The organism is Brevundimonas sp. FV1ye29L (assembly GCF_058681095.1).
Window position 1 is genome coordinate 2,018,906 of record NZ_CM178730.1, and the last position, 25,166, is coordinate 2,044,071.

The window sequence follows — 25,166 nt, forward strand, 5'->3', positions numbered from 1 at the left end:
GCCCCTATCATGGATTCGGCGAGCGTCGCCTCACGGTTCGATCCCGAATGTTTCGCCGTCTGTTCGGGCATAGGATAAGGACCAGCGTCGCCTGCGCCGGGTTCAGGAGTTCGTCATGTCCAGAAGGTTCGCTTCCCGCCTCGAGCCCGGTCCGGGCTTCGGGACCGCCGGCTACGCCGCCGCGCGCCCATTCTCATGAGCGGCCTGAAGAAGCGCTCGGTCTCGCTCGCCGGCCATGCGACCTCGGTGGCGCTGGAGCCGGAGTTCTGGGTCGTCCTCGACCGGATCGCCGCCGAGCGCGAGCTCAGCCAGGCCGGATTGCTGATGTGGATCGACAGCCGCCGGGGTCGCCGCCCCCTCGCCTCGGCCTGTCGGCTGCTTGCGCTGGAGCGGGCCCTGGCCGCCGGGCCCCGGGCGGACTGAACGCCCCCGCCGCCCCTGTCAGCAATCGTTCATATCGCCTGTTGAATATCATCGCATAACGGCGTCATGCTCGCCGCGCGGACCGCCGTCCAGGAGAGACTTCATCATGAGCGACACTCGTATTGCGCCTGCCGCCCTTGTCGGGGCCCTTCTGGCCCTCGGGCTGATCGGCGGCGGCTGGGCCGTGGGCCAGGGCGTGGTCAATGCCCGCACCGGCGAACGCGGCGTCACGGTGCGCGGCGTGGCGGAGCGCAATGTGAAGGCCGACCTGGCGGTGCTGCCGCTCAAGTTCACGGCATCAGGCGAAGTCCTGTCCGAGGTTCAGGCGCGGATCGACGGCGATCTGGCCATCGTGCGCCAGTTCCTGACCGCCCAGGGCTATCCGGCCGGGACGGTGTCTCTGGGTCAGCTGTCGGTCGCCGACACCCGGTCGCGCGAATGGGGCAGCCAGAATGGCGGACCTCGCTTCATCCTGTCCCAGACCGTCGTGGTGCGCACCAATGACGTCGACCGGGTCCAGACCACGACCCGCGCCCTGAACGAACTGGTGCGTCAGGGCGTGGTCCTGCAGGACTTCAATGGCCCGACCTATGTCTTCACAAAACTGAACGACGTACGCCCGGCCATGATCGCCGAGGCCACGGCCTCGGCCCGAACCGGCGCCGAGCAGTTCGCCAAGGATTCCCGCACGCCGCTCGGGCCGATCCGTCAGGCGACCCAGGGTTCGTTCGAAATCCTGGCGCGAGACGAGATCGGCGACGAGACCACCTCGCTGGACAAGAAGGTCCGGGTGGTGACGACGGTCAGCTATCGGCTGAAGTAGGTCAATTCGCCGGTGCGGGCGATGGTGTGGGAACCGTCGGGGTCTCGATCGGCGGAAGCTTCGGCGCCTCCATCTTCGGCAGGTTGACGTCGATATCGACGTCGCGTGACGGGGCCTCGACCCCGCCGCCGCGCACGAAGACGAAGTAGCCGATCACCATCACGGCGACGAGCAGGCCGCCGATGATGAAGGCCATACCTGCGCCGCCGCCCCTCTTGCGTTCAGGCTCCACATTGATCGTCGTGTGGGTCGTCGGGGTTTCGCGCGGGATGTTGTTGTGCGGATCGGTCATGGTCAGTTCTTTGCGGGGGCTTCGACGGAGGGCAGGTTGACGTCGACGTTCACGTCCCTGGTCGTGTCGGGCATGCCGCCGCGTCCGAAGACGAAGAAGGCGATGATCGCCACCACCACCAGCAGGCCCCCGACGATGAAGGCAATGCCGGCGTTGCCGCCGCCACCCGATCCTGTGTTCTCGGCCATATGTCGTTCCTCCCAATGTTGTGGGGCTGAAACGGCGGGCGAGCGTGGCGGTTCCGGACGGCGGCGACCGCGCTTGGCGCGGGCGCGTGTGCTACATATGTTCTCCGATTCCCGAGCGCCCCGCCCGCTCCTGCCGAAGTCCTGCGCCTGTGTCTGATGTTCCTGCCCCCCGTATTTCCGATCTTGCGCGCGCGCGCGGACCCGCGGGCGACGCCGCCGAAACGCCGTCCGACTATCTGGCCGGACTGAACGCCGAACAGCGCGAGGCGGTGGAGACGACCGAGGGCCCGGTGCTCGTCCTCGCGGGCGCCGGGACGGGCAAGACCCGGGTCCTGACCACGCGCCTCGCCCACATCCTCGCCACCGGCCGGGCGAAGCCGTGGGAACTGCTGGTCGTCACCTTCACCAACAAGGCCGCGCGCGAGATGCGCGAGCGGATCACCCATCTGATCGGCCCCTCGGCGGAGGGCCTGCGCTGGCTGGGCACCTTCCACTCGGTGGCGGCCCAGATCCTGAGGCGGCATGCCGAGCTGGTGGGGCTGAAGTCCAGCTTCACCATTCTGGACACCGACGACCAGGAACGGCTGCTGAAACAGCTGCTGGAAGCCGCCAATATCGACACCAAACGATGGACCCCGAAATCCCTCGCCGGGATGATCGACCACTGGAAGAACCGGGGCTGGACGCCGGACAAATTGCCGCCGGCCGAGGATTTCGCCAACGGCAAGGGCCACGCCCTCTACGCCGCCTATCAGTCGCGGCTGGCGACCCTGAACGCCTGCGACTTCGGCGATCTGTTGCTGCACAACCTGACCATCCTGTCAAAGCACGCCGACCTGGCCGACGAATATCGCCGCCGGTTCCGCTACATCCTGGTCGACGAATATCAGGACACCAATGTCGCCCAGTATCTGTGGCTGCGGCTGCTGACCTCATCCACCGGCAACGTCTGCTGCGTCGGCGATGACGACCAGTCGATCTATGGCTGGCGCGGCGCCGAGGTGGACAACATCCTGCGCTTCGAACGCGACTTCCCGGGGGCGAAGGTGGTCCGGCTGGAGCGCAACTATCGCTCGACGAAACACATCCTCGGGGCCGCCTCCAGCCTGATCGCCGCCAACCGCGACCGGCTGGGCAAGACCCTGTGGACCGAGGCGGACGGCGGCGACAAGGTCCGGGTGCGCGGCGTCTGGGACGGCGAGGCCGAGGCCCGGCTGATCGGCGAGGAGATCGAGACCGCCCGTCGGCCCCACGCCGGCGAACCGGGCCTGAAATACAAGGACATGGCGGTGCTGGTGCGCGCCTCCTTCCAGATGCGGGCCTTCGAGGAGCGGTTCCTCATGCTCGCCATCCCCTACAAGGTCATCGGCGGGCCGCGTTTCTTCGAGCGGGCCGAGATCCGCGACGCCCACGCCTATCTGCGGCTGATCCAGTCAGAGGACGATGACCTGGCCTTCGAGCGGATCGTCAATGTGCCCAAGCGGAGCATCGGCGACACCTCGGTCCAGAAGGTCCTCTCCATCGCCCGACACCGCCAGGTCTCGGCCATGACGGCGGTGCGTGACCTGATCGGCACGGACGAGCTGCAGGCGCGGACGCGGACGGCCCTGTCCAACTTCGTGCGCGATCTGGACCGCTGGCGCGCCATGGCCGCCCACCTGCCCCACTGGGAGCTGACCGAGACCCTGCTGGAGGAGAGCGGCTATACCGACATGCAGAAGGCCGACCGCACCAGCGGCCAGACCCGGCTCGACAACCTGAAGGAACTGACCCAGTCGATGCAGCAGTTCGAGACGCTGCAGGCCTATCTGGAGCATGTCTCCCTGGTCATGGACCTCGATCGCGGCGAGGCGGCCGACGATGCGGTCCAGATCATGACCCTGCACGGCGCCAAGGGGCTGGAGTTCCCTCTGGTCTTCCTGCCGGGCTGGGAGGAAGGCGTCTTCCCCAGCCAGCGCAGCATCGACGAGAAGGGCGAAAAGGGCCTCGAGGAGGAACGCCGCCTCGCCTATGTCGGCGTCACCCGGGCCAAGCAGGATGCGCGCATCTCGTTCGCCGCCAACCGTCTGGTCTATGGCCGCTGGACGTCACAGCTGCCCAGCCGGTTCGTCGACGAACTGCCGCTGGACCACGTCGAGGCCCAGTCGGACACGGGCTACTACGGCGCCTCGCAGGGGATGAAGGAGGCCAAGTCCCGCTGGGACGACGCGCCGTCTTTCGGCAGCGGCTATTCCTCGCCGGGCTGGAAAAGGGCCCAGTCTCACACGGCCGCCGCCACCCCGCGCGCCGCTCATGCGCGCCATACGGTCATTGAGGGCGAAGGCCGCCTCGTCGCCACCGCCGACCCGAAGGCCGGCTCGGGCTGGAAGAAGGGCGAACGCGTCTTCCACCAGAAGTTCGGCTACGGCGCCGTCCGGGTCATAGAAGGCAACAAACTGCTGATCGACTTCGAGAAGGCCGGCGAAAAGCGGGTGATCGACACCTTCGTGGAGAAGGCGGAGTGAGCGCGCTCTCGCATGAAATTCAAAGTTGAGGCATGATGCGAAAATGGCCGACGGTGCTCTGAACGTAAAGCTCAGCGAATACTCCGCTGCCAAGTTGGCGGAAAAAGCGAAAGCCATGGGCGTTGAGCCTTCGGACCTCGCCGCCATGCTTCTGGATGACCGGTTGGTCGACTATGATGACTTCACCCGGATCAACGGCGATCCCCGCGAGCCAGAACCGCCCTACGACCCCGATGAACCAACTTCGGCATGGGAAGACGTCAAGGCCGGGTTGCTCGAGCGACTTGAACTGAAGCTGGCCACTCGGAAATGAAGGTTCACGTCTCAGCCCGCGCCAAGCGGGACTTCGAGGCGCTCATGGATTGGCTTGCAGACCGATCACCCGATGCCGCCCGACGTGCCGCGCGCAACATTTTTTTCGGCCGTCGATTTGCTCGGTGATTTCCCGGACATAGGCGTAAGCAATCCCGCCGGTTGGAGAGAAAAGCACGTTCAGTTCGGCCGCGACGGGTTCGTGATCCGCTATCGACGGACTGACCGAAGGGTCACCGTCCTTCGCATCTTCCACAGTCGTCAGGATCGCTGAGGCCGGACGCCTTCCCACACCCACAGCAGCACCAGCACCGCCGTCGAACACAGGCTCAACGTCAGCGGTGACAGCATCTGCCAGCCGAAGGCCAGACCGGTCAGGGCCAGGCACCCGACCAGCCGCGCCACGTTCCAGCGGCCCCAGACGGCGAAGATGGCCAGTGAACTGCCGAACAGAAACAGCAGCGGCCCGCCCAGAATGGCGGCGGCGACATGCGGCTCCGCGTGGCCGAGCGGATGGGCCAGGACGAACTCGTCGCCGACGGCCGCCAGGATGATGCCGGCGATCACCACGATGGGCGCGTAGGTATAGGCGCGCCGCGCGATCGCGCCGACATCGGCGGCGTGGGCGAAATGCTCGGACGCGGCTTCGTGAGTCCGGCCGAAGAACAGCTGCCACATGGCCAGACAGGTCACAAAGGCCGACACCAGCGCCCAGAGATGCGGGGCGGTCCACTCCAGTTCGGCGAAGGTCCCGCCGGTCACCATCAGGGTCTCGCCGAGGCAGATGATGATGAACAGCCCGACCCGTTCCGCCAGATGCGCGCCCTCGACCGTCCAGTCGGCCGTCACGGCCTTGCCCAGCCCCGGCACGCGGAACCCCATGGCCGGTGCGGCGTAGTCGACGGCCAAAGCCGCCAGCCACCACCACAGACGGTCGTGCGGGTCGGCCAGCCCGCCCGCAATCCACAGCACGCCCGCGACCGAAGACCAGATCAGGATGCGCTGGAAGTTGCGCGTCAGGTTCTGGTCGCTGCGCGCGCACCACAGCATGAACAGGCTGCGCCCGACCTGGATCGCGACATAGGCGGCGGCGAAAACGAGGCCTCGCGCGTCGAACGCCTCCGGAATGGCCATGGCCATGACCAGACCGCCGGCCATGACGGCGAAGATCATCAGGCGGACGGGCGTGGTTTCGACATCAACCCAGTTGGTGACCCAGCTGGTGTAGTTCCAGCTCCACCACACGGCCATCAGCAGCATCAGGGATTCCAGCGCCCCGAGCGGCGTAGGGTGGTGGATCAGCAGATGGCTGACCTGGGTGATGGCGAAGACGAAGACGAGGTCGAAAAACAGCTCGACGAAGCCCACCCGGGCGTGTTCCCCCGCGCGACGTTCGCGCAGCAATGATCCGACCATCCCCGACCCCAACCCTTCCTTAAGCGACGCCGTTCATGGTGACCTTGTGTCCCTTGCACGTCCAGAGGTTGCGCTCGACGAACCGGCCCCGCCGTGGTGGGAGCAGGCGATCGTGGTCGTCATCATTGTGCTTCTGACGGGCGCCCTCGTCGGCCCGATCATGGCGCCGACGCAGGAAGAGACTCCGATCCTGCGGCTGATGTGGCTGCCGGTCTATGCGGCGACCATGGGACTGCTGCTGTTCCGCGCCGATCGCATCTGGCGCGCCTGGCCGGCCTTCCTTCTGCTGGGGATCATGGTCGTTCATGCCTATGCCTCGAAATACTGGTCGATCGATCCAGGCGTGACGACGCGGCGGACCATCGCCCTGGCGATGTCCAGCGTCTTCGCCATCTATCTGGGCGCCATGTTCAAGGGGCCGCATCTGCCCCGTGTGCTGATGATGTCCTGCCTGCTGATGGGTCTGGGCAGTCTGGTGATGGTCTTTGGATTCCCGACCATCGGCGTGCACCAGTACGACAACGCCGGCCTGTGGCGCGGTCTCTGGTATGAGAAGAACCAGATGGGGGTCGTCATGGTGGCCGGCGTCATCGCTGCGGCCGCCTGCCTGGCCTCGGCGGACAATCGCCGGGTCAGCCTGTCGATGATCCTGTCGGGCCTGACCGTTGCGGTCTGCGCCCTCCTGGTGCTGGCGACCCAGTCCAAGACCTCCCTGCTCTGCATGATCCTGGGCGTCGGCATCATCGGCGGCCTGTGGGCGATGCGCCGCGGCGGCGCCGCCTTTTCCGTCGTCTGTCTGTGGCTCGGCGTCGTCCTCGGGGCCTTCATCCTGTATCTGGTCATCACCGAGCCGGCCATGATCCTCAAGGCCCTGGGCAAGGATCCTTCGCTCACCGGCCGGACCGACATCTGGGAAGCCCTGATGCGCAAGGTGGCGGAGAAGCCCTGGACCGGCTTCGGCTATCAGGCCTTCTGGGGCCGGACCTCGGTTCCGGCCGCATGGATCCGTCAGGAGACCCAGTGGCCGGTGCCTTCGGCGCACAACGGCTGGATCGACCTGCTGGTCCAGCTCGGCTGGCCGGGGGCGATCATCGTCGGCTTCACCCTGTTGCTGACCGTCCTGATCCTGATCGGGCGGATCGGCGGCGCGGGCGCCCGGGAAGGCTATTTCAGCCTCGCCTATTTCGCCGTCTTCCTCCTGCTCAGCCTGTCTGAAAGCGTTCTGCTGACCAACGCCAACCTGCCATGGACCCTGTTGCTCGCGGCCCTGGCCCGGGGCTTCCTGCCCGATCCACAGCCTCAAAGGGCGGATCCGCCGCCTGCGCTTGATCGTCAGGGGCGTGAGGGCTACCTCACCCGATCCCGAATCGCCCCACCCTGTACGCATGGCCCTGCCCCCCTCCCTGTTCGACGACGCGCCCGAGCCTGAACGCCCGGCAGCCGCCCCCGCCCCTTCAAAGGCTGCAGCGTCCGCTGCTGTCGCGCCGGCGTCCGTCATCCAGACGCCGTCCCCGATTCTGGCCCCGACTCTGGCCCCGACTCTGGCCGCGCCCCTGGCCCCCGCCCCGGCCCCGACGCCGATGCAGCCCTCCACCCTGTCGCCGGGCGGCTATTCGGCCTCCTCCATCGAGGTGCTGGAAGGTCTGGAGCCGGTCCGCAAACGTCCGGGCATGTATATCGGCGGCACCGACGAGCGGGCCCTGCACCACCTGTTCGCCGAAGTCCTCGACAACGCCATGGACGAGGCGGTCGCCAAACACGCCAGGACCATCCGGGTCGATCTGGACGCCGACGGCGTGCTGTCGGTGCATGACGACGGGCGCGGCATCCCGGTCGATCCCCATCCCAAACATCCGGGCAAGTCGGCGCTGGAAGTCGTCATGACCGTGCTGCACTCGGGCGGGAAATTCTCGGGCAAGGCCTATGAGACCTCGGGCGGTCTGCACGGCGTCGGCGTCTCGGTGGTCAACGCCCTGTCTGACATTCTGGACGTCACCGTGTGGCGCGACGGGTTCGAGTGGAAACAGTCCTTCAGCCGCGGCGTCCCCCAGGGGCCCATCCGGCAGATCCAGCCGTCGAAGAAGCGCGGCACCCTGATCCGCTTCCACCCGGACCATGAGATCTTCGGCGCCGGCGCAGCCTTCAAGCCGGCCCGCCTGTTCCGCATGGCCCGGTCCAAGGCCTATCTGTTCCGTGGCGTCGAGATCAAATGGACCTGTTCGCCCGAGCGGATCACCGACGCGACCCCGGCCGAGGCCCTGCTCCACTTCCCCGGCGGTCTGGCCGATGCCCTGGCCGAGCGGATCGGCGATCAGGAGATGGTCACCCCCGCCTTCACCGGCCGGGTCGAGCGCAAGGGCGAGGCGGGCGCCGTTGAATGGGCTGTGACCTGGTCGCCCATCGGCTTCGGCGAGGCCGACGGCTTCGTCCAGTCCTACTGCAATACCGTCTCGACCCCCGACGGCGGCACCCATGAAGCCGGCTTCCGCGCCGCCCTGGTCAAGGGGCTGAAGTCCTATGGCGAACTGACCAACGAGAAGCGCGCGGGCCTGATCACCGCCGAGGACGTCATCGCCAACGCCGGCGCCATGATCTCGGTCTTCATCCGCAATCCGGAATTCCAGGGCCAGACCAAGGACCGCCTGTCCTCGCCCGAGGGCGCGCGGCTGGTCGAACAGTTGTTGCGCGATCCGCTGGATCACTGGCTGACCGAGAGCCCGAAACAGGCCAACACCCTGCTCGGCTTCGTCATCGAGCGGGCCGAGGACAGGCTGAAACGCCGCAGGGACAAGGAGGTCCAGCGGGCCCAGGCGACGCGAAAGCTGCGCCTGCCCGGCAAGCTGTCGGACTGTTCGCGCAACTCATCGGACGGCACCGAACTGTTCATTGTCGAGGGCGACTCGGCCGGCGGCTCGGCCAAACAGGCGCGCGACCGGACGGTCCAGGCCATCCTGCCCCTGCGCGGCAAGATCCTGAACGTCGCCTCGGCCACGGCCGACAAGCTGCGCCAGAATATCGAACTGTCCGACCTGACCCTGGCGCTCGGCGTCACGCCGGGCCCGCGCTTCAATATCGACGACCTGCGCTATGAGCGGATCGTCATCATGACCGACGCCGACGTCGACGGCGCCCATATCGCAGCCCTGTTGATCACCTTCTTCTACCGCTCGATGCCCGAGGTGATCCGTCAGGGGCGGCTGTTCATGGCCCTGCCGCCGCTCTACCGGATCTCGGCGGGCGCCCTGTCGGAGTATGCGCGCGACGACGAACACCGCGAGGAGCTGCTGGCCACCACCTTCAAGGGCAAGAAGGTCGAGATCGGACGGTTCAAGGGTCTGGGCGAGATGATGGCCTCCCAGCTCAAGGAGACCACCATGGATCCGAAGAAGCGGACCCTGGCCCGCGTCACCCTGCCCGCCTCCGAGGAGGATATCGAGGATCTGGTCGAACGGCTGATGGGCAAGAAGGCCGAGGCCCGCTTCCGCTTCATCCAGGACAACGCCCGGTTCGCGGTGGCGGATCTGGACGTCTAGGGCGGTTTCGACAACGCGGTCCGCCCCCCGACACGGTCGGCCATCCGGGGCGTCAGACGCCCGACGCAGGCTGGACGGTTGACGGCGCCGTCGGCGGGGCCAGACCATCCAGCTTGTTGCGCAACTCCCGCATCAGGAAGACCAGCGAGATCAGGCAGTGGATGGCCACGGACGTCGCCGAGGCGATCCAGATATGCTCCAGCCTCGCCCAGGGTTGAACGGAAATCCAGACGGCGGGTCCGGCGAAGGTGATCAGGCGTGAGGCGCTGCCGATCAGGGCCGGACGAGTGTCGCCCAGGGCCTGGAAGGCGCCTGAGGCGGTGAAAATCAGACCCGTGGCGACAAAGTTCAGCGAGATTATCCGCAGGAAGGTCGAGCCGATCTCGACCACCACCGGGTCGGGAGCAAAGGGCGCGATCAGGGCCTGCGGCCAGATCTGGCACATCAGGGTCAGACACAGCATCAGGGCCGAAGAGATGACGGCCGCATCGCGAACGGTGCGCCGCACCCGATCCGCCCGACCCGCACCGAAATTCTGCCCCGCCACCGGGGCGACGGCGAAGGCCACCGCCATGGCGGGCAGGAAAACCGCCTGCATCACGCGCGAGCCGACTCCGTAGCCCGCCTGGGCCTCGCTGCCGAAGTGGCGTATGACCGAATAGACCACGCCCGCAGTGATGAACATCAGCAGGAACTCGCCGGCCGACGGCAGGCCGATGCCGACGATGCGGCGCCAGATCGAAAGATCGACGCGGACCATGGCGACGGGCGCCTTGATCACCGTCTGGACCCGGGCGAAGAGCCAAAGCGTCGCCACCAGTCCGGCCAGGGCGGCCAGCGAACTGGCCAGACCTGCGCCGAAGACCCCCAGCGGCATGCCGGAACCCCAACCCGCCACGAGGACGGGCGCGAGGATGACGTTGAGCACCACGGTGCCCATCTGGACCAGCATGGGCGGACGCACGACGCCGGCGGCGCGCAGGGCGGACGCCATCACGCCCGAGGGGAACATAATGGCGATCGCGGGCAGGAACCCGTTCAGATACTGGACCCCGGCCTCCACGGTCGCCTGATCCGCCGCCAGGAGCCCGAGGGCGGGGCGGGCCAGGGCGTAGCCGCCGACCAGGCTGACCCCCGCAAGCAGAAGGGCGATCTGCATGGCCTGGCCATAGGTCCGTTCGGCGTCATCGAACGCCCGCCCGCCGATGGCCCGGGCGATCAGCGACAGGGCGCCGACCCCCACCATCTGCGCCGCCGCCATCGCCAGAAAGAAGACACTGCCGGCCAGGCCCACCCCGGCGATCGCTGCGGCGCCCTGACTGGCCACAAAATAGAGATCGACGAGAAAATAGGCCGTCTGGAAGATCAGTCCGACCCCGATGAAGGCGGCCATGCTCATCAGACGACCCGTTATCGAGCCCTGGGTCAGGTCTTGTTGCATGGGGTCGCCTCCGTTTCGGACGATGATTTACCCGGGCAATAACCGCGGGTCAATATTGCCCGGGTAAATTCACGAGGCTGTCTACCGCCCCGGCACCAGTTCATTCTGCACCCGACGTCCCAGGGGATCGCGCGACGCCCAGGTCTGGCCCGGACGCACCTCGATCATTGGCGAACAGAACCGACGGATCAGCATGATCGACGGCTGGATGTCGTTGAGGCACAGGCGTTCGCCCTCGATCCGCCAGGAGCCCCTTATCCGCCGCCCGTCCGAAAACTCGGCGGTATAGCCGCCGCTGCGTTCAAACCAGTGTTTGACCCAGCCGCCGTCCGGATAGCGCGAGATCACCGTATTGCCGAAAGCCGCCGCCATCGGCGGCTCCGTCGCGAGAGCGGGAGCCGCCAATGCGGCGCAACCCAGCAGGGCCGAAGCCCGCAAAAGCCCCTTGCGTCCCATAAACCACCCCGCCCGCAGCCAAGACCATGTCGACACGACGCTTCCCCACAGCGTGTCCCCGGAGTGACTATCAGGCGCCGCGATCGAAATGCAACCGGGCGAAAGCCTCGAAATACTTGACTAAATCACGGGGGTTTCTATATCGGGCCCACGTACGGGACAGGTCTGGCGAATCCGCGCCGCCCGCTCGCCCACCGAGGGGCGGTTCCGCGCATCGCAGCATCCCCGTGACGGGGATACCTTTCGTCCTCAAGGATCCATGACAGAATTCGCACAACTGGGCCTTTCGCCCACGACCCTGCAGGCGGTCGCCGATACCGGCTATACGACCGCCACCCCTATCCAGGCCCAGGCCATCCCGGTCGCCCTGGCCGGACGCGACGTTCTCGGCATCGCCCAGACCGGCACCGGCAAGACCGCCGCCTTCACCCTTCCCCTCATCGACAGACTGTCCAAGGGCCGCGCCCGCGCCCGGATGCCTCGCGCCCTGGTGCTGGCCCCGACCCGCGAACTGGCCGACCAGGTCGCCTCGTCGTTCGAGAAATACGCCAAGGGCACAAAACTGACCTGGGTGCTGCTGATCGGCGGCGTCTCCATGGGCGACCAGGTCGCCGCGCTGAACAAGGGCGTCGACGTCCTGATCGCCACGCCCGGCCGACTGCTGGACCTGTTCGAGCGCGGCAAGATGATGCTGAACGGCGTCGAGCTGATGGTGGTCGACGAGGCTGACCGCATGCTGGACATGGGCTTCATTCCCGATATCGAGCGGATCTTCAAACTGACCCCGCCCAAGCGCCAGACCCTGTTCTTCTCGGCCACGATGCCGCCCGAGATCACCCGGCTGACGACCCAGTTCCTGAAGGATCCGACCCGGATCGAGGCCTCGCGGCCGGCCATGACGGCCGAGACCATCACCCAGTACCTGGTCCGCATCCCGTCCAGCGACCCGAAGGCCAAGCGCGAGGCCCTGCGCGCCCTGGTCGGCCGACCGGACGTCAAGAACGGCATCGTCTTCTGCAATCGCAAGTCGGAAGTCGATGTCGTCGCCAAGTCGCTGAAACAGCACGGCTTCGATGCCGCCCCGATCCACGGCGACCTCGATCAGTCGCTGCGGATGAAGACCCTGGCGGATTTCCGTTCGGGCGCGCTGAAGATCCTGGTCGCCTCCGACGTCGCCGCGCGCGGTCTGGACATCCCGGACGTCAGCCACGTCTTCAACTATGACGTCTCGCACCACGCCGACGACTATGTGCACCGCATCGGCCGCACCGGTCGCGCCGGCAAGACGGGACAGGCCTTCATGCTGGTGACGCCGGCGGACGACAAGGGCCTGGACAAGGTCCTCAAGCTGATCAAGATGGCGCCGGAAGAACTGGTGCTGGACATCGACTGGTCCGGCTCGGGCGGGGCCCGGCGTCCGGCCAGGACGCGCGCCGAAGCCGCCCCGACTGCGGACCGGCCGCGCGCCCCGAGGGCCGCCCCTGCCGAAACGAGCGTGGCCGCAGCAGTTCCGGAAGCGGCGGCAGATGCGGTTGAACCGGTGCGCCGCACACGCAGCCGACGCAGCGCCCGCCCCGCCGCTGAATCCGCATCACCCGCCGCCGCGCCCGTGGCGGAAGTCGAGACGTCTGTCGAACCCCACGTCGACCTCGCCGAAGCCATCAAGACGCCCGCTGTTGCGGTGCAAACGCCACGACCGGATCGGGAACCGCGCCTGCGCCAGTCCGAGCGCCATGGCGGCGCCCCGTCATCGCGCGAGGCCGATCCGGTTCGTGAAGGCGCAGGGTTCGGCGCCGACATCCCCGCCTTCCTGCGCCGTCCGGTTCCGGTAAACCGCTAGAGTGAAACCGGTTGGGTTGGACGCTGCCCAACCCGGGCCGGATTTCGCTCCGGCATGAGCCAGCCCCTGTCCGGACCCCGGTTGTGCCGACCGGGATCCGGAGGCGGGCCCGGGACGACGGCCGTTCCCCGAGCGTTGGTCGGCGAAATTTCGCAGCGTTTAACCCGGTGTTACGGAAGCGCATCTAGGGTGTCTCCCGTGGCGCGGTGGATTGCGCCGACGGGGACCGGAATGTCATCAGACGTCGAAAGCATGCTTCGTGGACCTGAAGCCTTCAAGCTCGCTCGTCGGGCATTGGACGCCATGGAAGCCGCCGGCGCATGGCCGACGCCCCTGAACTACGAACTCTGGCTGCATTTCATCGGCAATCCCGAAAGCGCGCTCGGACGGGAGATGACCCGGCTGCTGAGCGCACAGGGCGCCTTCACCGAGGGCACTTCGGAAATGCTGGCCGCCGAATTCCTGCCGCGCGGCCGCCTTTCGGAGGAAATCCGCGACGCCGGCGCCGTGCTGAATCGCGAACTGACCAGCGTGGCCTCCGCCATCGCCCAGGCCAAACAGTCCCAGATGGCCTATGGCGAAACCCTCGCCGACGCCTCGGCGAATATCAAACAGGCCGATCGTCCTGACGCCCTGCAGGAGGTGGTGACCGGCCTGGCCGACGCGACCAGCAAGGTCCAGCGCGAGAACGCCACCCTGGAAGCCCGGCTGGAGATGTCGACCAAGGAGGTCGCCCGTCTGCGCGAACACCTGGAACAGGTGCGTCGTGACGCCATGACGGACGCCCTGACCAACCTCGCCAATCGCAAGGCGTTCGATGAAGAGCTGCTGCGGGCCTGCGACGACTCCGAGCGCGAAGGCAAGCCGATGAGCCTTGCCCTCCTCGACATCGACCATTTCAAGCGGTTCAACGACACCTGGGGCCACCAGACCGGCGACCAGGTGCTGCGCTATGTCGCCAGCGTCATCGGCCGTATCTCCAAGCATCCGCGCGTCGCCGCGCGCTATGGCGGCGAGGAGTTCGCCATCATCTTCCCGGGCGAAAGCGCCGCCGGGGTCGAGACGGCCCTGAACGCCATCCGTCAGGAAATCGGCTCGCGCGCCCTGCGGCGGCGTTCGACCGATGATGAGCTCGGCGCGGTGACCATCTCGGCCGGTCTGGCCGAGCGTCAGCCGGGCGAAAGCGGCTCCCAGTTGCTCGACCGGTCGGACGCCGCCCTCTATATGTCCAAGAACAACGGCAGGGACCGGGTCACTTGCGCCGAACGCCTGAAGCCGAAGGTCGCCGCCTGATCCTCCCGGGTTTCAGGGCATGGAGGCGGGATGCGTAGCCTTGGCTTCAATATCGCCTACTGGGTTCTGTCGGTCGCCTACGGGCTGACGGCGGCCTTTGCCGCCCTGGCGCCGGGACGCCAGCTGACCACCCGGGTCATACGGGCCTATGTCCGTCGCATGGTCCAGGCCATGGCCCTGTTCGCGGCCATCCGGCTGGAGGTGCGCGGGCGCGAGCGACTGCCGGACGGCGGCTTCATCATCGCTTCCAAACACCAGAGCTGGGGCGACGGCTTCGCCACCTATGACCAGTTCGACGATCTGGCCTTCGTCACCGGCGATCACCTTGAGAAATTCCCCCTGCTGGGCGCGGTGCTGAAGAAGCTGGGCGCCATCGTCGTCAACAGCTGCGGCGGGCGCGAAGCGAGGGATTCACTGAAACAGCGCGGCGCTGACGCCCATCGGGAGGGTCGCAGGATCCTGATCTATCCCGAGGGGCATCTGGCGAAGATCGGCGAGAAATACCGCTACCGCTCGGGCGTCTGGCATATGTACCGCGATTTCGACATGCCGGTGGTGCCCCTGGCCACCAACCTCGGCCTCTTCTGGCCCGAGGAGAAGTACGAAAAACACCCCGGCACGGCGACCCTGGAGTTCCTCGACCCCATCCCCACCGGCCTCGACAAGGCCGAGTTCCTTGATCGGCTGGAACGGGTCATCGAGGGTCGGACGGCCGAACTGGTGGCCGAAGCCACGGGCCGACCCGTAACGCCAGCCGTACAGGTCATGACGCCGGATGAGGCGAAGAAGGCCGCAGCTGCCCCGGCTCCGAAGGCCTGAGGCGCCTTCAGGCCTGACCTTTCTTTTTCGCGGGCTTCTTCGCAGCGGCCTTGCGTAAAGCGACCTCGATCGCGCCCCGAGCCCATTCGACAGCCTCGTCGGCGTCATCGACCGCGCTGTCCGGCAGGCTCCAGTAGCCGAGCTTCATCACCGCCCCGTCCTTTCCGGGATAGGTGAACGGGCGCGCCCCGGCGGCCTCAAGCGCGGGAATGTTACTCTCGTCGCCCTTGAGCCAGACCGCGCCGTCGTCCAGCAGGGCGAAGAGAGCGCCCTGACGATACACCGCGCCGGCGCCGAACATCCGTTTGATCTCCAGGGTCCCGAGCGCGGCGAAATGCTCGTGCACCCAGTCCTCGAAGGCGGGATCGCGCGCGGCCATGATTCAGACCTCCAACGCCGACGCCGGAACGATGGTGACGCTCTCGCCACAGCCGCAGGCGTCCGTCTGGTTCGGATTGCGGAAGACGAATTTCGACGCCAGGCGCGTGGTCTCATAGTCGATCTCTGTGCCGATCAGGAACAGCACGGCCCTGGGATCGATCAGGACGGTGACGCCCCTGTCCTCGACCACCTCGTCCAGAGGCTGGATTTCGGTGGCATAGGCGAAGGTGTATTCCTGACCCGCGCAGCCGCCGTTCTTCACCCCGATCTTCAGGCCGACGTAGTCGGTGTCGGCATTCGCCATGATCTCGCGCACGCGTTCGGCCGCCGCCTCGGTCAGGGTGACGACCTTGGGACGGGGACGGCGGGCGCGGGGGGAGGTCTGCAGGTCGGTCATTTCGCCATGTCTCCAACCGTCATCGTCGGGCTCGACCCGAGGATCGGATTTTCCCCACTCAAGACAGGGAAGGCGGGCCCTGCGACCTGGACACGCGCTCCCACGCAACGCCCCGGAACGTCCGGACCCCGGGTCGAGCCCGGGGGTGACGGAATGTGGAGGGTTCTCCCCATCAGAACATGTTCAGGGCCAATTTGGCCTCGTCGCTCATCTTGGAAGAATCCCAGGGCGGGTCGAACACAAGGTTGGCCCTGGCCGACTTCACGCCCGGGACCTTTTCCACAGCATCCTCGACCCAGCCCGGCATTTCGCCGGCCACGGGACAGCCGGGCGCCGTCAGGGTCATCTCGACCAGCACATCGCGATCGTCGGAGACATCGACCTTGTAGATCAGGCCCAGCTCATAGATGTCGACCGGGATTTCCGGGTCATAGACCGTCTTCAGCGCCGCGATCAGGTCGTCGGTCAGCTGGTCCAGCTCGGCCTGGGACAGGGCGCTCTTTTGCGGTTCCGACCAGGTCTCGGCGAAGGTCGGGCTGTCGCTGATTTTTACGTCGTCGGTCATCACTGCACAAAAAACTCCCGCGCCCTGATCAGCGCGTCCACAAAGGCATCCGTATCTTCCACGGTGTTATATAGGGCGAAGGAGGCCCGGGTGCTCGACGTCACCCCCAGTCTTTTCGACAGGGGTTCGGCGCAGTGCAGCCCCGCCCGCACGGCGACGCCGTAGCGATCCATGATCTGGGCGATGTCGTGGGCGTGGGCGTCCTGGACCGCAAAGGTCAGGATGGCCCCCTTCCCGTCCGCCTCGCCCAGCACCCGCAGCCAGTCCAGACCGTCCAGGCGCGCGCGCGCGTGGGCGTACAGCGCATGCTCGTGCGCCGCCACCGCCGACCGGTCGAAGCCCGACAGCCACTCCAGCGCCGCGCCCAGGCCGATGGCCTCGAGGATCGGCGGGGTGCCGGCCTCGAACCGGTGCGGCGGCCTGGCATAGGTCACGGCGTCGCGGGTGACCGTCTCGATCATCTCGCCCCCGCCCTGATACGGCGGCAGGGCCTCCAGCGCCCCGGCCGTGCCATACAGGGCGCCGATGCCGGTCGGGCCATACAGCTTGTGGCCGGTCAGGACATACCAGTCGCAACCCACGGCCTGCACGTCCGGCGTGTCGTGCACCGCGCCCTGACAGCCGTCGATCAGCACCTGGGCCCCCGCCGCATGGGCCAGTCGGGTGATCTCGGTGATCGGGTTCACCGTGCCCAGCACATTGGACATGTGGGTGACCGCGACCATCCGCGTCCGGGGTCCCAGCAGCTCGGCATAGGCCGCCATGTCCAGCGACCCGTCATCGAGGATCGGGATCCATTTCAGCACCGCCCCCTGCCGCTCGCGCAGCAGGTGCCAGGGCACGATGTTGGAGTGGTGCTCCATCTCCGAGACGATGATCTCGTCGCCGGGCTGGATCGACAGGCCGAGGCCGTTGGCGACCAGATTGATCGCCTCTGTCCCCCCCTTGGTCCAGACGATCTGGTCCGGCGACGGCGCGTTCAGGAAGCGGGCGACGCTTTCCCGCGCGGCTTCAAAGGCCTCGGTCGCCTCGTTCGACAGGGTGTGCAGGCCGCGATGGACGTTGGCGTAACCGCCCTCCATCGTCGCCACGAGGGCGTCGATCACCGCGCGCGGCTTCTGGGCCGAGGCGGCGTTGTCCAGATACACCAGCGGCTTGCCGTTCACCGTCCGCGACAGGATCGGGAACTGGGCGCGGGCGGCATAGGGGTCGAACATTCCTCCCCCGTTGGGGGAGGTGGCGCGGCGCGCTTGCGCCGTGACGGAGGGGGCTGACTGCAAAGACGGTGTCTGGGGCGAGCCCCCTCCACCACCCTTCGGGTGGTCCCCCTCCCCCGATGGGGGAGGATTTAGAGCCGTTCCGTCAGCCATGCCCTCACCACCTCTCTCGCGCCTTCGTGGGCGATGCGGTCCAAGACCTCGAACAGGAAGGCCTGGGTCAACAGCGCCCGCGCCTCGTCCAGCGGGATCCCGCGCTGCTGCATGTAGAACAGGGCGCTCTCGTCCAGATTGCCGACCGTATTGCCGTGGGCGCACTGGACGTCGTCGGCATAGATTTCCAGCTCCGGCTTGGCGTCCACCTCGGCCCGTTCACCCAGAATCAGGGCGTGGTGGCCCATGCGGGCGTCCGTACCGTCCGCCCCGCGCTCGACCACGATCTTGCCCTGGAACACCCCGCGCGCCGTGTCGCGCACCACGCCCTTGGTCAGTTGCGAGGTGACGCCGTTCAGCCCGCCGTGGCGGACAACGCTGGTCAGGTCGGCATGGCGTTCGCCGGACAGGGCGTACAGGCCGTCGAGGGTGATCTCCGTCCCCTCGCCGCCATGGGCGACCGTCGTGGCCTGACGCTGCAGCCTCGAGCCCGTGGTGATGGTGGTCTGGCGATAGACGCCGCCCGGCGCCACGCGCACGTCGATGTCGGTGATCGAGATGGAGTCTTCCGGCTCCTCGACCAGGACCACGCGGATCACCTCGGCGTCCCGCGCCACGTCAATGTCGAGCCGGTTGTGCGCGACATAGGCCGAGCCCGAGCCCTCGTGGGTCTCCACCAGCAGCAGCCGCGCGCCCGGTCGCGCCACCACCCGCGCCGAGGCGGTATGGCCGGAGCCGACAGCGTTGGAGATGAACCGCAGGCGCAGGGTCTGGTCGCCCGAAGCGATGAAGTCGGCGACGCCGACGGGTCGGCCGTTGGCGAAGACGATGGCCTCGCCGCCCAGGTCGTAGAAGGGTCCGGGCGGGCCGATCGCGGTGGTCGGCGACGGCTCGGGCGCATCCTTCAGCACCCGCCGCAGGTCGGTGTATTTCCACGCCTCCACCCGCCGCGACGGGAAGGTGGAGGGGTCGCGCAGGTCCAGCGCCGTCATGCCGCCTGCGGCAGATACTTGTCGTACCCTTCCGCCTCCAGCTGCAACGCCAGCTCCGGCCCGCCCGAGGCCACGATCCGGCCCGCGGCCAGCACATGGACCCGGTCGGGTTTGATATAGTCCAGCAGCCGCTGATAGTGGGTGATGACCAGCATGGCGCGGTCGGGCGAACGCAGGGCGTTCACCCCCTCCGACACGATGCGCAGGGCGTCGATGTCGAGGCCGGAATCGGTCTCGTCGAGGATCAGCAACGACGGCTCCAGCAGGGCCATCTGCAGGATCTCCATCCGCTTCTTCTCGCCGCCCGAGAAGCCGACGTTCAGCGGCCGCTTCAGCATGTCAAAGTCCATCTTCAACGCCGCCGACGCCGCCTTGACCTGTTTGAGGAAGGCGGGCGCCGACACCTCCTCCTCGCCCCGCGCCCGCTTCTGGGCGTTCAGCGCCGTGCGCACGAAGGTCAGGGCCGGGACGCCGGGGATCTCGATCGGATACTGGAACGACAGGAACACGCCCTTCGCCGCCCGCGCCGCCGGGTCGAGGTCGAGCAGGTCCTCGCCATTCCACGACACAGCGCCTTCGGTCGCCTCATAGCCGGGCCGCCCCGACAGGGCATAGCCCAGAGTCGACTTCCCGGCCCCGTTCGGCCCCATAATGGCGTGCACCTCGCCCGCCGGAACGTCGAGCGTCAGGCCCTTGAGGATCGGCTTGTCGCCGACGGAAACGTGGAGGTTGGAGATGGAGAGCATGGGTTTCATTTTTCAGTCAGGTCGATGGTGTCGAGGTCTTGTCGGGCGTCGAGAAAGGCCAACACAGAAAGGCGGTCTGGGAAGATCTTGAACACGATAATCTTCTTCCAACGCAGGAGGCCCAGTTCTCGACAGCCGGGCCACCGCGTTGAGGTTCGCCCCGGCGTCGGCATCCACATGAAGCGCCGGGTGGCGCCCTGGATCTCCTCGCGCGCTCGCTTGGCTGCCGCTGGATTTTCGTCCAGCAGCATGTCCAGGAATCGCTCAGCCGAGAGTTCCGCGGACCTACCCCACTCGACGATCCTCACCCGTACTTTGCCTTCCAACGGGCGAAGACTTCGTGCTGCGGCGTGACGTCCCCTCGCGCGACATCGGCCAGGCCCCTCGCGACCTGAGCATCCCAGTCTTCGTGCAGGGCGGGCATATCGGCGGCATAGGTGAGCAACTCGCTGTACGACTCCACGGCGCGTTCGAGGATTTCGCGCCCGGTCTCGTCTGGAAAGCGCTCCTTCAGTCGGGCAAACACTTCCTCTTGCGGGATCAGCTCACCGCGCTCGGCGGACGCGATCCCGGCCTCGACCTGAGCGATCTGCTCAGGCGTCAACGGGGCGTTCGACATGGACTGCTGCTCCTGCAAGGTCCAGTCCGCGAAACCGACGATCAGCTCGTTCAGGGAGATACCCCGATCCTCGGCGGCGCGTTGAAACCGCTCGGCGAGACCGTCCTCAACTTCGAGGGTTATGGCGCGGGTCTTAGGTAAGGCGGACATGCTGACCTCCGTCTCTGACATAGCACAGCTCCCGGCTTTCCGCCCCGTTCGGCCCCATGATGGCGTGCACCTCGCCCGCCGGAACGTCGAGCGTCAGGCCATTGAGGATCGGCTTGTCGCCGACGGAAACGTGGAGGTTATTGATCGATAGCATTCAAATCACTTCGGAAAGTTGCTTGAGCGAGATAGCGCCCGATTAGTTCGACGGCTTCTTTGGCCGTTTCGACCCATTGGGTATCGCCCTCGCCGATAGGCATCGCGAACTGGAGAGGTTGAGCGTTCTCTGGTGCGGCCTTCTTCTTCGCCTTGTCACCCGGCAGGACCGTCATGATCGCCAGCTTGGACACCTGAAGCTTCTGGCAGTTCACGTGGACCGAGATGAGACTGTGCTCACCTTGAAGGACGATTTGATCGTGCCGGTCCTCCAGTTTGAAACCCTTAGCCGATGCAAACGCTGCCTCGACGGCGAGCATCTCGAAAAGCTCCTCGAGCCAAAGTCGCTCTGGACTTTTCTTCCTAGCCAGCTCGGCTAGTCGATCAGCTTCCGCCTTCGCCATCGATTCCATTTCCAGTCGGTGCGTCTCTGCTTCGTACTGCGCCTGAAGGAAGCTCACCCCACGCTCCCTTCCAACGAGATCGCCACCAGCTTCTGCGCTTCCACCGCGAACTCCATCGGCAGCTTCTGCATCACGTCGCGGACGAAGCCGTTGACCAGAAGCGCCACCGCCTCCTCCTGCGACAGGCCGCGTTGCTGGGCGTAGAATAGCTGGTCGTCGCTCAGGCGGGTGGTCGTCGCCTCATGCTCCAGCTGGGCCGAGCCGTTGCGGGCCTCGATATAGGGCACCGTGTGGGAGCCGCAGTCGCCGCCGATCAACAGACTGTCGCACTGGGTGAAGTTGCGCACCCCGGTCGCCTTGGGATGCACCGAGACCAGGCCGCGATAGGTCGAGTCCGACTTCCCCGCCGACACCGCCTTGGCGATGATCCGGCTCTTCGAATTCTTGCCCAGATGAATCATCTTGGTGCCGGTGTCGGCCTGCTGATGTCCATTGGTGATGGCGATCGAATAGAACTCGCCCGAGCTCTCTTCGCCGCGCAGGACGCAGGACGGATATTTCCACGTCACGGCCGAGCCGGTCTCGACCTGGGTCCAGCTGACCTTGGACCGGTCGCCCCGGCAGTCGGCGCGCTTGGTGACGAAGTTGTAGACGCCGCCCTTGCCCTCGGCGTCGCCGGGGTACCAGTTCTGGACCGTCGAATATTTGATCTCGGCGTCGTCCAGGGCGACCAGCTCGACCACCGCCGCATGCAGCTGGTTCTCGTCCCGCATCGGGGCGGTGCAGCCCTCCAGATAGGAGACGTAGCTGCCCTTGTCGGCGATGATCAGGGTGCGTTCGAACTGGCCGGTCTGGCTGGCGTTGATGCGGAAATAGGTCGACAGCTCCATCGGGCATTTTACGCCCGGCGGGATGTAGACGAAGGATCCATCAGAAAAGACAGCCGAATTCAGGGCCGCGAAATAGTTGTCCGAGACCGGCACCACCGATCCCAGATATTGCCGCACCAGATCCGGATATTCGCGCAAGGCCTCAGAAATCGGCATGAAAATCACGCCCACCTTGGCCAGTTCGGCCTTGAAGGTGGTGACCACACTGACGCTGTCGAACACCGCGTCCACGGCATAGCGCGGCGCGCCCTCGACGCCGGCCAGCACCGCCTGCTCGCCCAGCGGAATGCCCAGCTTGGCGTAGATGGCCAGGATTTCCGGATCGACCTCGTCCAGCGACTTGGGCCCGTCCTTCTTCTTGGGCGCGGCGTAGTAGAACAGCGACTGGTAATCGACCGGCTCGTACTTCACCGAGGCCCAGTTCGGCTCCTCCATGGCCAGCCAGCGTTCATAGGCGGCCAGACGCCATTCCAGCATCCATTCCGGCTCGCCCTTCTTCTCGGAGATGAAGCGGACGATGTCGGCGCTCAGCCCGCGGGGGGCGTATTCGGTCTCGATGTCCGAGGTGAAGCCGTGCTCGTATTTCTCGAGGGCGGCGACGGCGTCGATGGTTTCCTGAACGGCGGCCATTACGCGGCCCTCTCCTGTCGTCTGGCGCGCCAGGCGCCGTAGGCTTCAATCCACACGTCCGCGAACCGGACCCAGTCGGCCTCGGTCGTGGCCCAGCCGCCCGAGGCGCGGATCACGCCCCCGGCCAGATGGGTCAACCCCATGGCCTCCAGCGCCGGCGACTTCGCCACCTTGCCCGAGGAACAGGCCGAGCCGGCCGAGACCATGACCCCCGCCAGATCCAGGGCCATGACCTGCATTCCACTGGGCCAGTCCTCGACGGCCGCCGACAGGACATTGGGCAGGATCCAGGCGCCGGCCCCGACGGCCTCGGCGCCGACGGCCTCCATCCGCGCCAGGGCCGCGTCGCGCCAGGGCTGCTGGCGGGCGATGGCGTCGAAGTCGTTCAGCGCCGCCTCGGCCGCCGCGCCGAAGCCGGCGATGGCCGCGACATTCTCGGTGCCGGCGCGCAGGCCGCGCTCCTGACCGCCGCCGCGCAGGTCAGGCGTCAACGTCCGGCCGGTCACGTTGACCACGGCGCCCACGCCCTGGGGTCCGCCCAGCTTGTGCGCCGACAGGGTCCAGGTGTCGCCGCCGACATGGTGCGCCTGTATCGGGGTCTTGCCGACCGCCTGAACCGCATCGACGTGCAGCCAGGCGCCGAAGCGTTTGCAGACCTGGGCCACCTCCGGGAAGGTCTGGACCACCCCCGTCTCGCTGTTGGCGAACTGGACGATGACCAGCGCCGGCCTATCGGAGGCCTGAAGCCGCTCGCCGATCTCGTCGATGGCGACCAGCCCGTCCTCCTCGACCTCCAGCCATTCGACCGGCAGTCCTGTGGCCCGCACCGTCTCCAGCACGCCGGGGTGTTCGGTCGGGTTGACGATCAGTCGACGAAAGCCCGCCGCGATCGCCGAATGGATGGCCAGGGCGTTGGCCTCGGTGCCCGAGCCGGTAAAGGTCACGTCCTGGGCCGAGGCGCCGATCAGGGCCGCGACCTGACCGCGCGCCGTCTCGACCCGCGCCCGCGCCTTGCGGCCGGCCGCATGGATCGACGACGGATTGCCGACCTCGGCCAGCGCCGCCGTCATCGCCTCCACCGCCTCCGGCCGCAGCGGGGCGGTGGCGTTGTTGTCGAGATAAACCGTCATGCCGCCACCCCGACGGACGAGGCGTCCGGGCTGGTCGGCGTGTGCCGACGCGAGCCGGTTCGGTTCATCACCACGTCTTCCAGCGACACCCCGGCCAGATAGCGATGGATCTCGTCGCCCAGGTCCTCCCACAGATTGTGGGTGATGCAGCGCTCGCCGGCCAGCATACAGCCCTTGGGCGAGCCGTGGGCCACGCAGCGGGTGGCGCGGATCGGTTCGTCGACGGCGAGAACGATTTCGGCCACCACCGTCTCATGCGCCCCCTTGGCCAGACGATAGCCGCCGCCGGGGCCGCGCACGCTCTGGACCAGCCCGCTCTTCCTCAGACGGGCAAACAGCTGTTCCAGATAGGACAGCGAAATCTCCTGTCGGGCGGCGATTTCGGCCAGCGACACAGCGCGTGAAACCTCGCCGTCGGCGCGGCCGTTTCTGGCCAGATCGGCCATCGCCATGACGGCGTATCGTCCCTTGGTCGAGAGTCGCATCGGGGGCCTTCAAAAATCTCGCGCTTTTCGGGGCCTCTATGCTAAGACCCGCGCCTTCCCGAAGGCGGTTGCGCGCCGGCTGGACTTAGAAAGTCCTACCGCTGCGGTCAAGTATTCCCCCGTCTCGAAACGACAGTTGAACGGATTCCAGAGCCCTATGCCTGAAGTCATCCTGCCCGGCGCATCGGGCCGCATCGAAGGCCGCTATTCTCCGGGCAAACGCCCGAACGCCCCGATCGCCCTGATCCTGCACCCCCACCCCAAGGCGGGCGGGCATATGAACAACCCGGTGGCGGTGACCCTGTACCAGCTGTTCGTGAAGCGCGGCTTTGCGACCCTGCGCTACAATTCGCGCGGCGTCGGCAAGTCCCAGGGCGAGTTCGACAGCGGCATCGGCGAACTGGCCGACGCGGCCACCGCCCTGGACTGGCTCCAGTCCAACAACCCGGCCGCCACCCAGACCTGGGTCGCCGGCTATCAGTTCGGCGCCTACATCGGCATGCAACTGCTGATGCGCCGTCCGGAAACGGACGGCTTCATCTCGGTCTCGCCGCCGTCGAACATGTACGATTTCAGCTTCCTGGCCCCCTGCCCGGCCTCGGGCCTGTTCCTGCATGGCACCGCCGACACCATCGTGCCGCCGGTCGAGGTCGAGCGCGTGGTCAACAAGCTGCGCACCCAGAAGGGCATCGTCATCGACTATGAGCTGGAGGACGGCGCCAGCCACTTCTGGCAGGACCATATCGACGCCGTCGACCGCCGCGTGGGCCTGTATCTGGACAAGCGACTGGAAGCCGAGCCGGCGTAAGCCGCACGCTTCGCTTCTCTAGCGATCGTCATCCTCCGGCAAGCCGCGCAGCGGCGCAGACCGGAGGATGACGATAGCCGGGTTGTGGAAGCACACGACCGTTTCT

General features: G+C 66.8%; 28 protein-coding genes and 1 pseudogene. 11 read left to right on the plus strand and 18 right to left on the minus strand.

Translation table 11 applies throughout. The features are described 5' to 3' along the window. Positions 1 to 195: 195 nt before the first annotated feature. Positions 196 to 423, plus strand: coding sequence for a ribbon-helix-helix domain-containing protein (locus ACW17W_RS09960; RefSeq protein ID WP_492076709.1), 228 nt, complete (start codon positions 196 to 198; stop codon positions 421 to 423). Between the two features lie 106 nt (positions 424 to 529). Then, positions 530 to 1,246: an SIMPL domain-containing protein gene (locus ACW17W_RS09965; protein ID WP_492076710.1), complete on the plus strand. Its 717-nt coding sequence runs from the start codon at positions 530 to 532 to the stop codon at positions 1,244 to 1,246. A gap of 1 nt (position 1,247) precedes the next feature. Here the strand turns inward: ACW17W_RS09965 and ACW17W_RS09970 are convergent, their stop codons facing one another. Both ACW17W_RS09970 and ACW17W_RS09975 read right to left on the minus strand, forming a co-directional pair. Beyond that, complete coding sequence (locus ACW17W_RS09970) at positions 1,248 to 1,538, minus strand: hypothetical protein (protein ID WP_492076711.1); 291 nt, start codon at positions 1,536 to 1,538, stop codon at positions 1,248 to 1,250. A 2-nt stretch (positions 1,539 to 1,540) separates the two neighbouring features. Then, on the minus strand, positions 1,541 to 1,726 hold the full coding sequence (locus ACW17W_RS09975) for a hypothetical protein (protein ID WP_492076712.1): 186 nt from the start codon (positions 1,724 to 1,726) through the stop codon (positions 1,541 to 1,543). A 149-nt stretch (positions 1,727 to 1,875) separates the two neighbouring features. Between ACW17W_RS09975 and ACW17W_RS09980 the strand changes: the two genes are divergently transcribed. The 3 genes from ACW17W_RS09980 to ACW17W_RS09990 are packed head-to-tail and all read left to right on the plus strand — an operon-like array spanning position 1,876 to position 4,816. Next, positions 1,876 to 4,230, plus strand: a complete 2,355-nt coding sequence (locus tag ACW17W_RS09980; RefSeq protein ID WP_492076713.1) for an ATP-dependent helicase — start codon at positions 1,876 to 1,878, stop codon at positions 4,228 to 4,230. A gap of 43 nt (positions 4,231 to 4,273) precedes the next feature. After that, positions 4,274 to 4,543: a hypothetical protein gene (locus ACW17W_RS09985; protein ID WP_492076714.1), complete on the plus strand. Its 270-nt coding sequence runs from the start codon at positions 4,274 to 4,276 to the stop codon at positions 4,541 to 4,543. A 54-nt stretch (positions 4,544 to 4,597) separates the two neighbouring features. Next, positions 4,598 to 4,816, plus strand: a complete 219-nt coding sequence (locus ACW17W_RS09990; protein ID WP_492076715.1) for a type II toxin-antitoxin system RelE/ParE family toxin — start codon at positions 4,598 to 4,600, stop codon at positions 4,814 to 4,816. Here the strand turns inward: ACW17W_RS09990 and ACW17W_RS09995 are convergent. Next, complete coding sequence (locus ACW17W_RS09995) at positions 4,804 to 5,958, minus strand: low temperature requirement protein A (RefSeq protein ID WP_492076716.1); 1,155 nt, start codon at positions 5,956 to 5,958, stop codon at positions 4,804 to 4,806. The two genes, ACW17W_RS09990 and ACW17W_RS09995, sit on opposite strands and share 13 nt — an antisense overlap. Before the next feature lie 112 nt (positions 5,959 to 6,070). Here ACW17W_RS09995 and ACW17W_RS10000 point away from each other — a divergent pair, with 112 nt between their 5' ends. Together ACW17W_RS10000 and ACW17W_RS10005 are read left to right on the plus strand one after the other, a co-directional pair. Continuing rightward, positions 6,071 to 7,387 (plus strand): O-antigen ligase family protein, encoded by a 1,317-nt coding sequence (locus ACW17W_RS10000; protein WP_492076717.1) that lies wholly within the window; start codon positions 6,071 to 6,073, stop codon positions 7,385 to 7,387. Positions 7,388 to 7,538: 151 nt separating this feature from the next. Continuing rightward, entirely contained in the window at positions 7,539 to 9,491 is a 1,953-nt protein-coding gene (locus ACW17W_RS10005) for a DNA topoisomerase IV subunit B (RefSeq protein WP_492080302.1), read from the plus strand. 52 nt (positions 9,492 to 9,543) lie between these two features. On the opposite strand, the gene ACW17W_RS10010 is transcribed toward ACW17W_RS10005, so the two are convergent. Together ACW17W_RS10010 and ACW17W_RS10015 are read right to left on the minus strand one after the other, a co-directional pair. Further along, entirely contained in the window at positions 9,544 to 10,932 is a 1,389-nt protein-coding gene (locus ACW17W_RS10010) for an MATE family efflux transporter (RefSeq protein WP_492076718.1), read from the minus strand. Positions 10,933 to 11,013: 81 nt separating this feature from the next. Beyond that, positions 11,014 to 11,304, minus strand: a complete 291-nt coding sequence (locus tag ACW17W_RS10015; protein WP_492076719.1) for a hypothetical protein — start codon at positions 11,302 to 11,304, stop codon at positions 11,014 to 11,016. Positions 11,305 to 11,647: 343 nt separating this feature from the next. Between ACW17W_RS10015 and ACW17W_RS10020 the strand changes: the two genes are divergently transcribed. From ACW17W_RS10020 to ACW17W_RS10030, 3 genes are all read left to right on the plus strand, one after another. Then, positions 11,648 to 13,228, plus strand: coding sequence for a DEAD/DEAH box helicase (locus ACW17W_RS10020; RefSeq protein ID WP_492076720.1), 1,581 nt, complete (start codon positions 11,648 to 11,650; stop codon positions 13,226 to 13,228). Positions 13,229 to 13,459: 231 nt separating this feature from the next. After that, positions 13,460 to 14,521 carry a GGDEF domain-containing protein gene (locus ACW17W_RS10025; RefSeq protein WP_492076721.1) on the plus strand — a complete coding sequence of 354 codons (1,062 nt, stop codon included), beginning with the start codon at positions 13,460 to 13,462 and terminating at the stop codon, positions 14,519 to 14,521. Positions 14,522 to 14,551: 30 nt separating this feature from the next. Then, a complete protein-coding gene (locus ACW17W_RS10030) occupies positions 14,552 to 15,340 on the plus strand; it encodes a lysophospholipid acyltransferase family protein (protein ID WP_492076722.1) in 789 nt (262 codons plus the stop codon). Between the two features lie 7 nt (positions 15,341 to 15,347). On the opposite strand, the gene ACW17W_RS10035 is transcribed toward ACW17W_RS10030, so the two are convergent. From ACW17W_RS10035 to ACW17W_RS10095, 13 genes and pseudogenes are all read right to left on the minus strand, one after another. Further along, a complete protein-coding gene (locus tag ACW17W_RS10035; protein ID WP_492076723.1) occupies positions 15,348 to 15,719 on the minus strand; it encodes a TfoX/Sxy family protein in 372 nt (123 codons plus the stop codon). Positions 15,720 to 15,722: 3 nt separating this feature from the next. Beyond that, positions 15,723 to 16,118, minus strand: coding sequence for a HesB/IscA family protein (locus ACW17W_RS10040; protein WP_492076724.1), 396 nt, complete (start codon positions 16,116 to 16,118; stop codon positions 15,723 to 15,725). 172 nt (positions 16,119 to 16,290) lie between these two features. Continuing rightward, the gene (locus ACW17W_RS10045; protein ID WP_492076725.1) at positions 16,291 to 16,683 is read right to left on the minus strand and encodes an SUF system Fe-S cluster assembly protein; all 393 of its coding nucleotides are present in this window, start codon (positions 16,681 to 16,683) and stop codon (positions 16,291 to 16,293) included. Beyond that, a complete protein-coding gene (locus ACW17W_RS10050; RefSeq protein ID WP_492076726.1) occupies positions 16,683 to 17,900 on the minus strand; it encodes a cysteine desulfurase in 1,218 nt (405 codons plus the stop codon). The genes ACW17W_RS10045 and ACW17W_RS10050 overlap by 1 nt, the downstream gene beginning before the upstream one ends. Before the next feature lie 131 nt (positions 17,901 to 18,031). Next, a complete protein-coding gene (sufD, locus tag ACW17W_RS10055) occupies positions 18,032 to 19,045 on the minus strand; it encodes a Fe-S cluster assembly protein SufD (protein WP_492076727.1) in 1,014 nt (337 codons plus the stop codon). Further along, a complete protein-coding gene (gene sufC / locus ACW17W_RS10060; protein ID WP_492080303.1) occupies positions 19,042 to 19,791 on the minus strand; it encodes a Fe-S cluster assembly ATPase SufC in 750 nt (249 codons plus the stop codon). Before sufC (ACW17W_RS10060) ends, sufD begins: the two co-directional genes overlap by 4 nt. Before the next feature lie 5 nt (positions 19,792 to 19,796). Then, complete coding sequence (locus ACW17W_RS10065; RefSeq protein WP_492076728.1) at positions 19,797 to 20,042, minus strand: hypothetical protein; 246 nt, start codon at positions 20,040 to 20,042, stop codon at positions 19,797 to 19,799. 53 nt (positions 20,043 to 20,095) lie between these two features. Further along, complete coding sequence (locus ACW17W_RS10070; RefSeq protein ID WP_492076729.1) at positions 20,096 to 20,560, minus strand: hypothetical protein; 465 nt, start codon at positions 20,558 to 20,560, stop codon at positions 20,096 to 20,098. Positions 20,561 to 20,567: 7 nt separating this feature from the next. Beyond that, positions 20,568 to 20,714 (minus strand): annotated as a pseudogene (gene sufC / locus ACW17W_RS10075) (Fe-S cluster assembly ATPase SufC); the annotation flags it as partial. After that, positions 20,698 to 21,174: a hypothetical protein gene (locus ACW17W_RS10080; RefSeq protein WP_492076730.1), complete on the minus strand. Its 477-nt coding sequence runs from the start codon at positions 21,172 to 21,174 to the stop codon at positions 20,698 to 20,700. The pseudogene sufC (ACW17W_RS10075) and the gene ACW17W_RS10080, both read right to left, overlap by 17 nt. Next, positions 21,171 to 22,637, minus strand: a complete 1,467-nt coding sequence (sufB, locus tag ACW17W_RS10085; protein ID WP_492076731.1) for a Fe-S cluster assembly protein SufB — start codon at positions 22,635 to 22,637, stop codon at positions 21,171 to 21,173. Before sufB ends, ACW17W_RS10080 begins: the two co-directional genes overlap by 4 nt. After that, positions 22,637 to 23,767, minus strand: a complete 1,131-nt coding sequence (locus ACW17W_RS10090; RefSeq protein WP_492076732.1) for a cysteine desulfurase family protein — start codon at positions 23,765 to 23,767, stop codon at positions 22,637 to 22,639. Before ACW17W_RS10090 ends, sufB begins: the two co-directional genes overlap by 1 nt. Next, positions 23,764 to 24,252, minus strand: coding sequence for an Rrf2 family transcriptional regulator (locus ACW17W_RS10095; protein WP_492076733.1), 489 nt, complete (start codon positions 24,250 to 24,252; stop codon positions 23,764 to 23,766). The genes ACW17W_RS10090 and ACW17W_RS10095 overlap by 4 nt, the downstream gene beginning before the upstream one ends. Positions 24,253 to 24,409: 157 nt before the next feature. On the opposite strand from ACW17W_RS10095, the gene ACW17W_RS10100 reads away from it, so the two are divergent. Further along, positions 24,410 to 25,060 (plus strand): alpha/beta hydrolase, encoded by a 651-nt coding sequence (locus tag ACW17W_RS10100; protein ID WP_492076734.1) that lies wholly within the window; start codon positions 24,410 to 24,412, stop codon positions 25,058 to 25,060. The last annotated feature ends 106 nt before the right edge of the window (positions 25,061 to 25,166 follow it).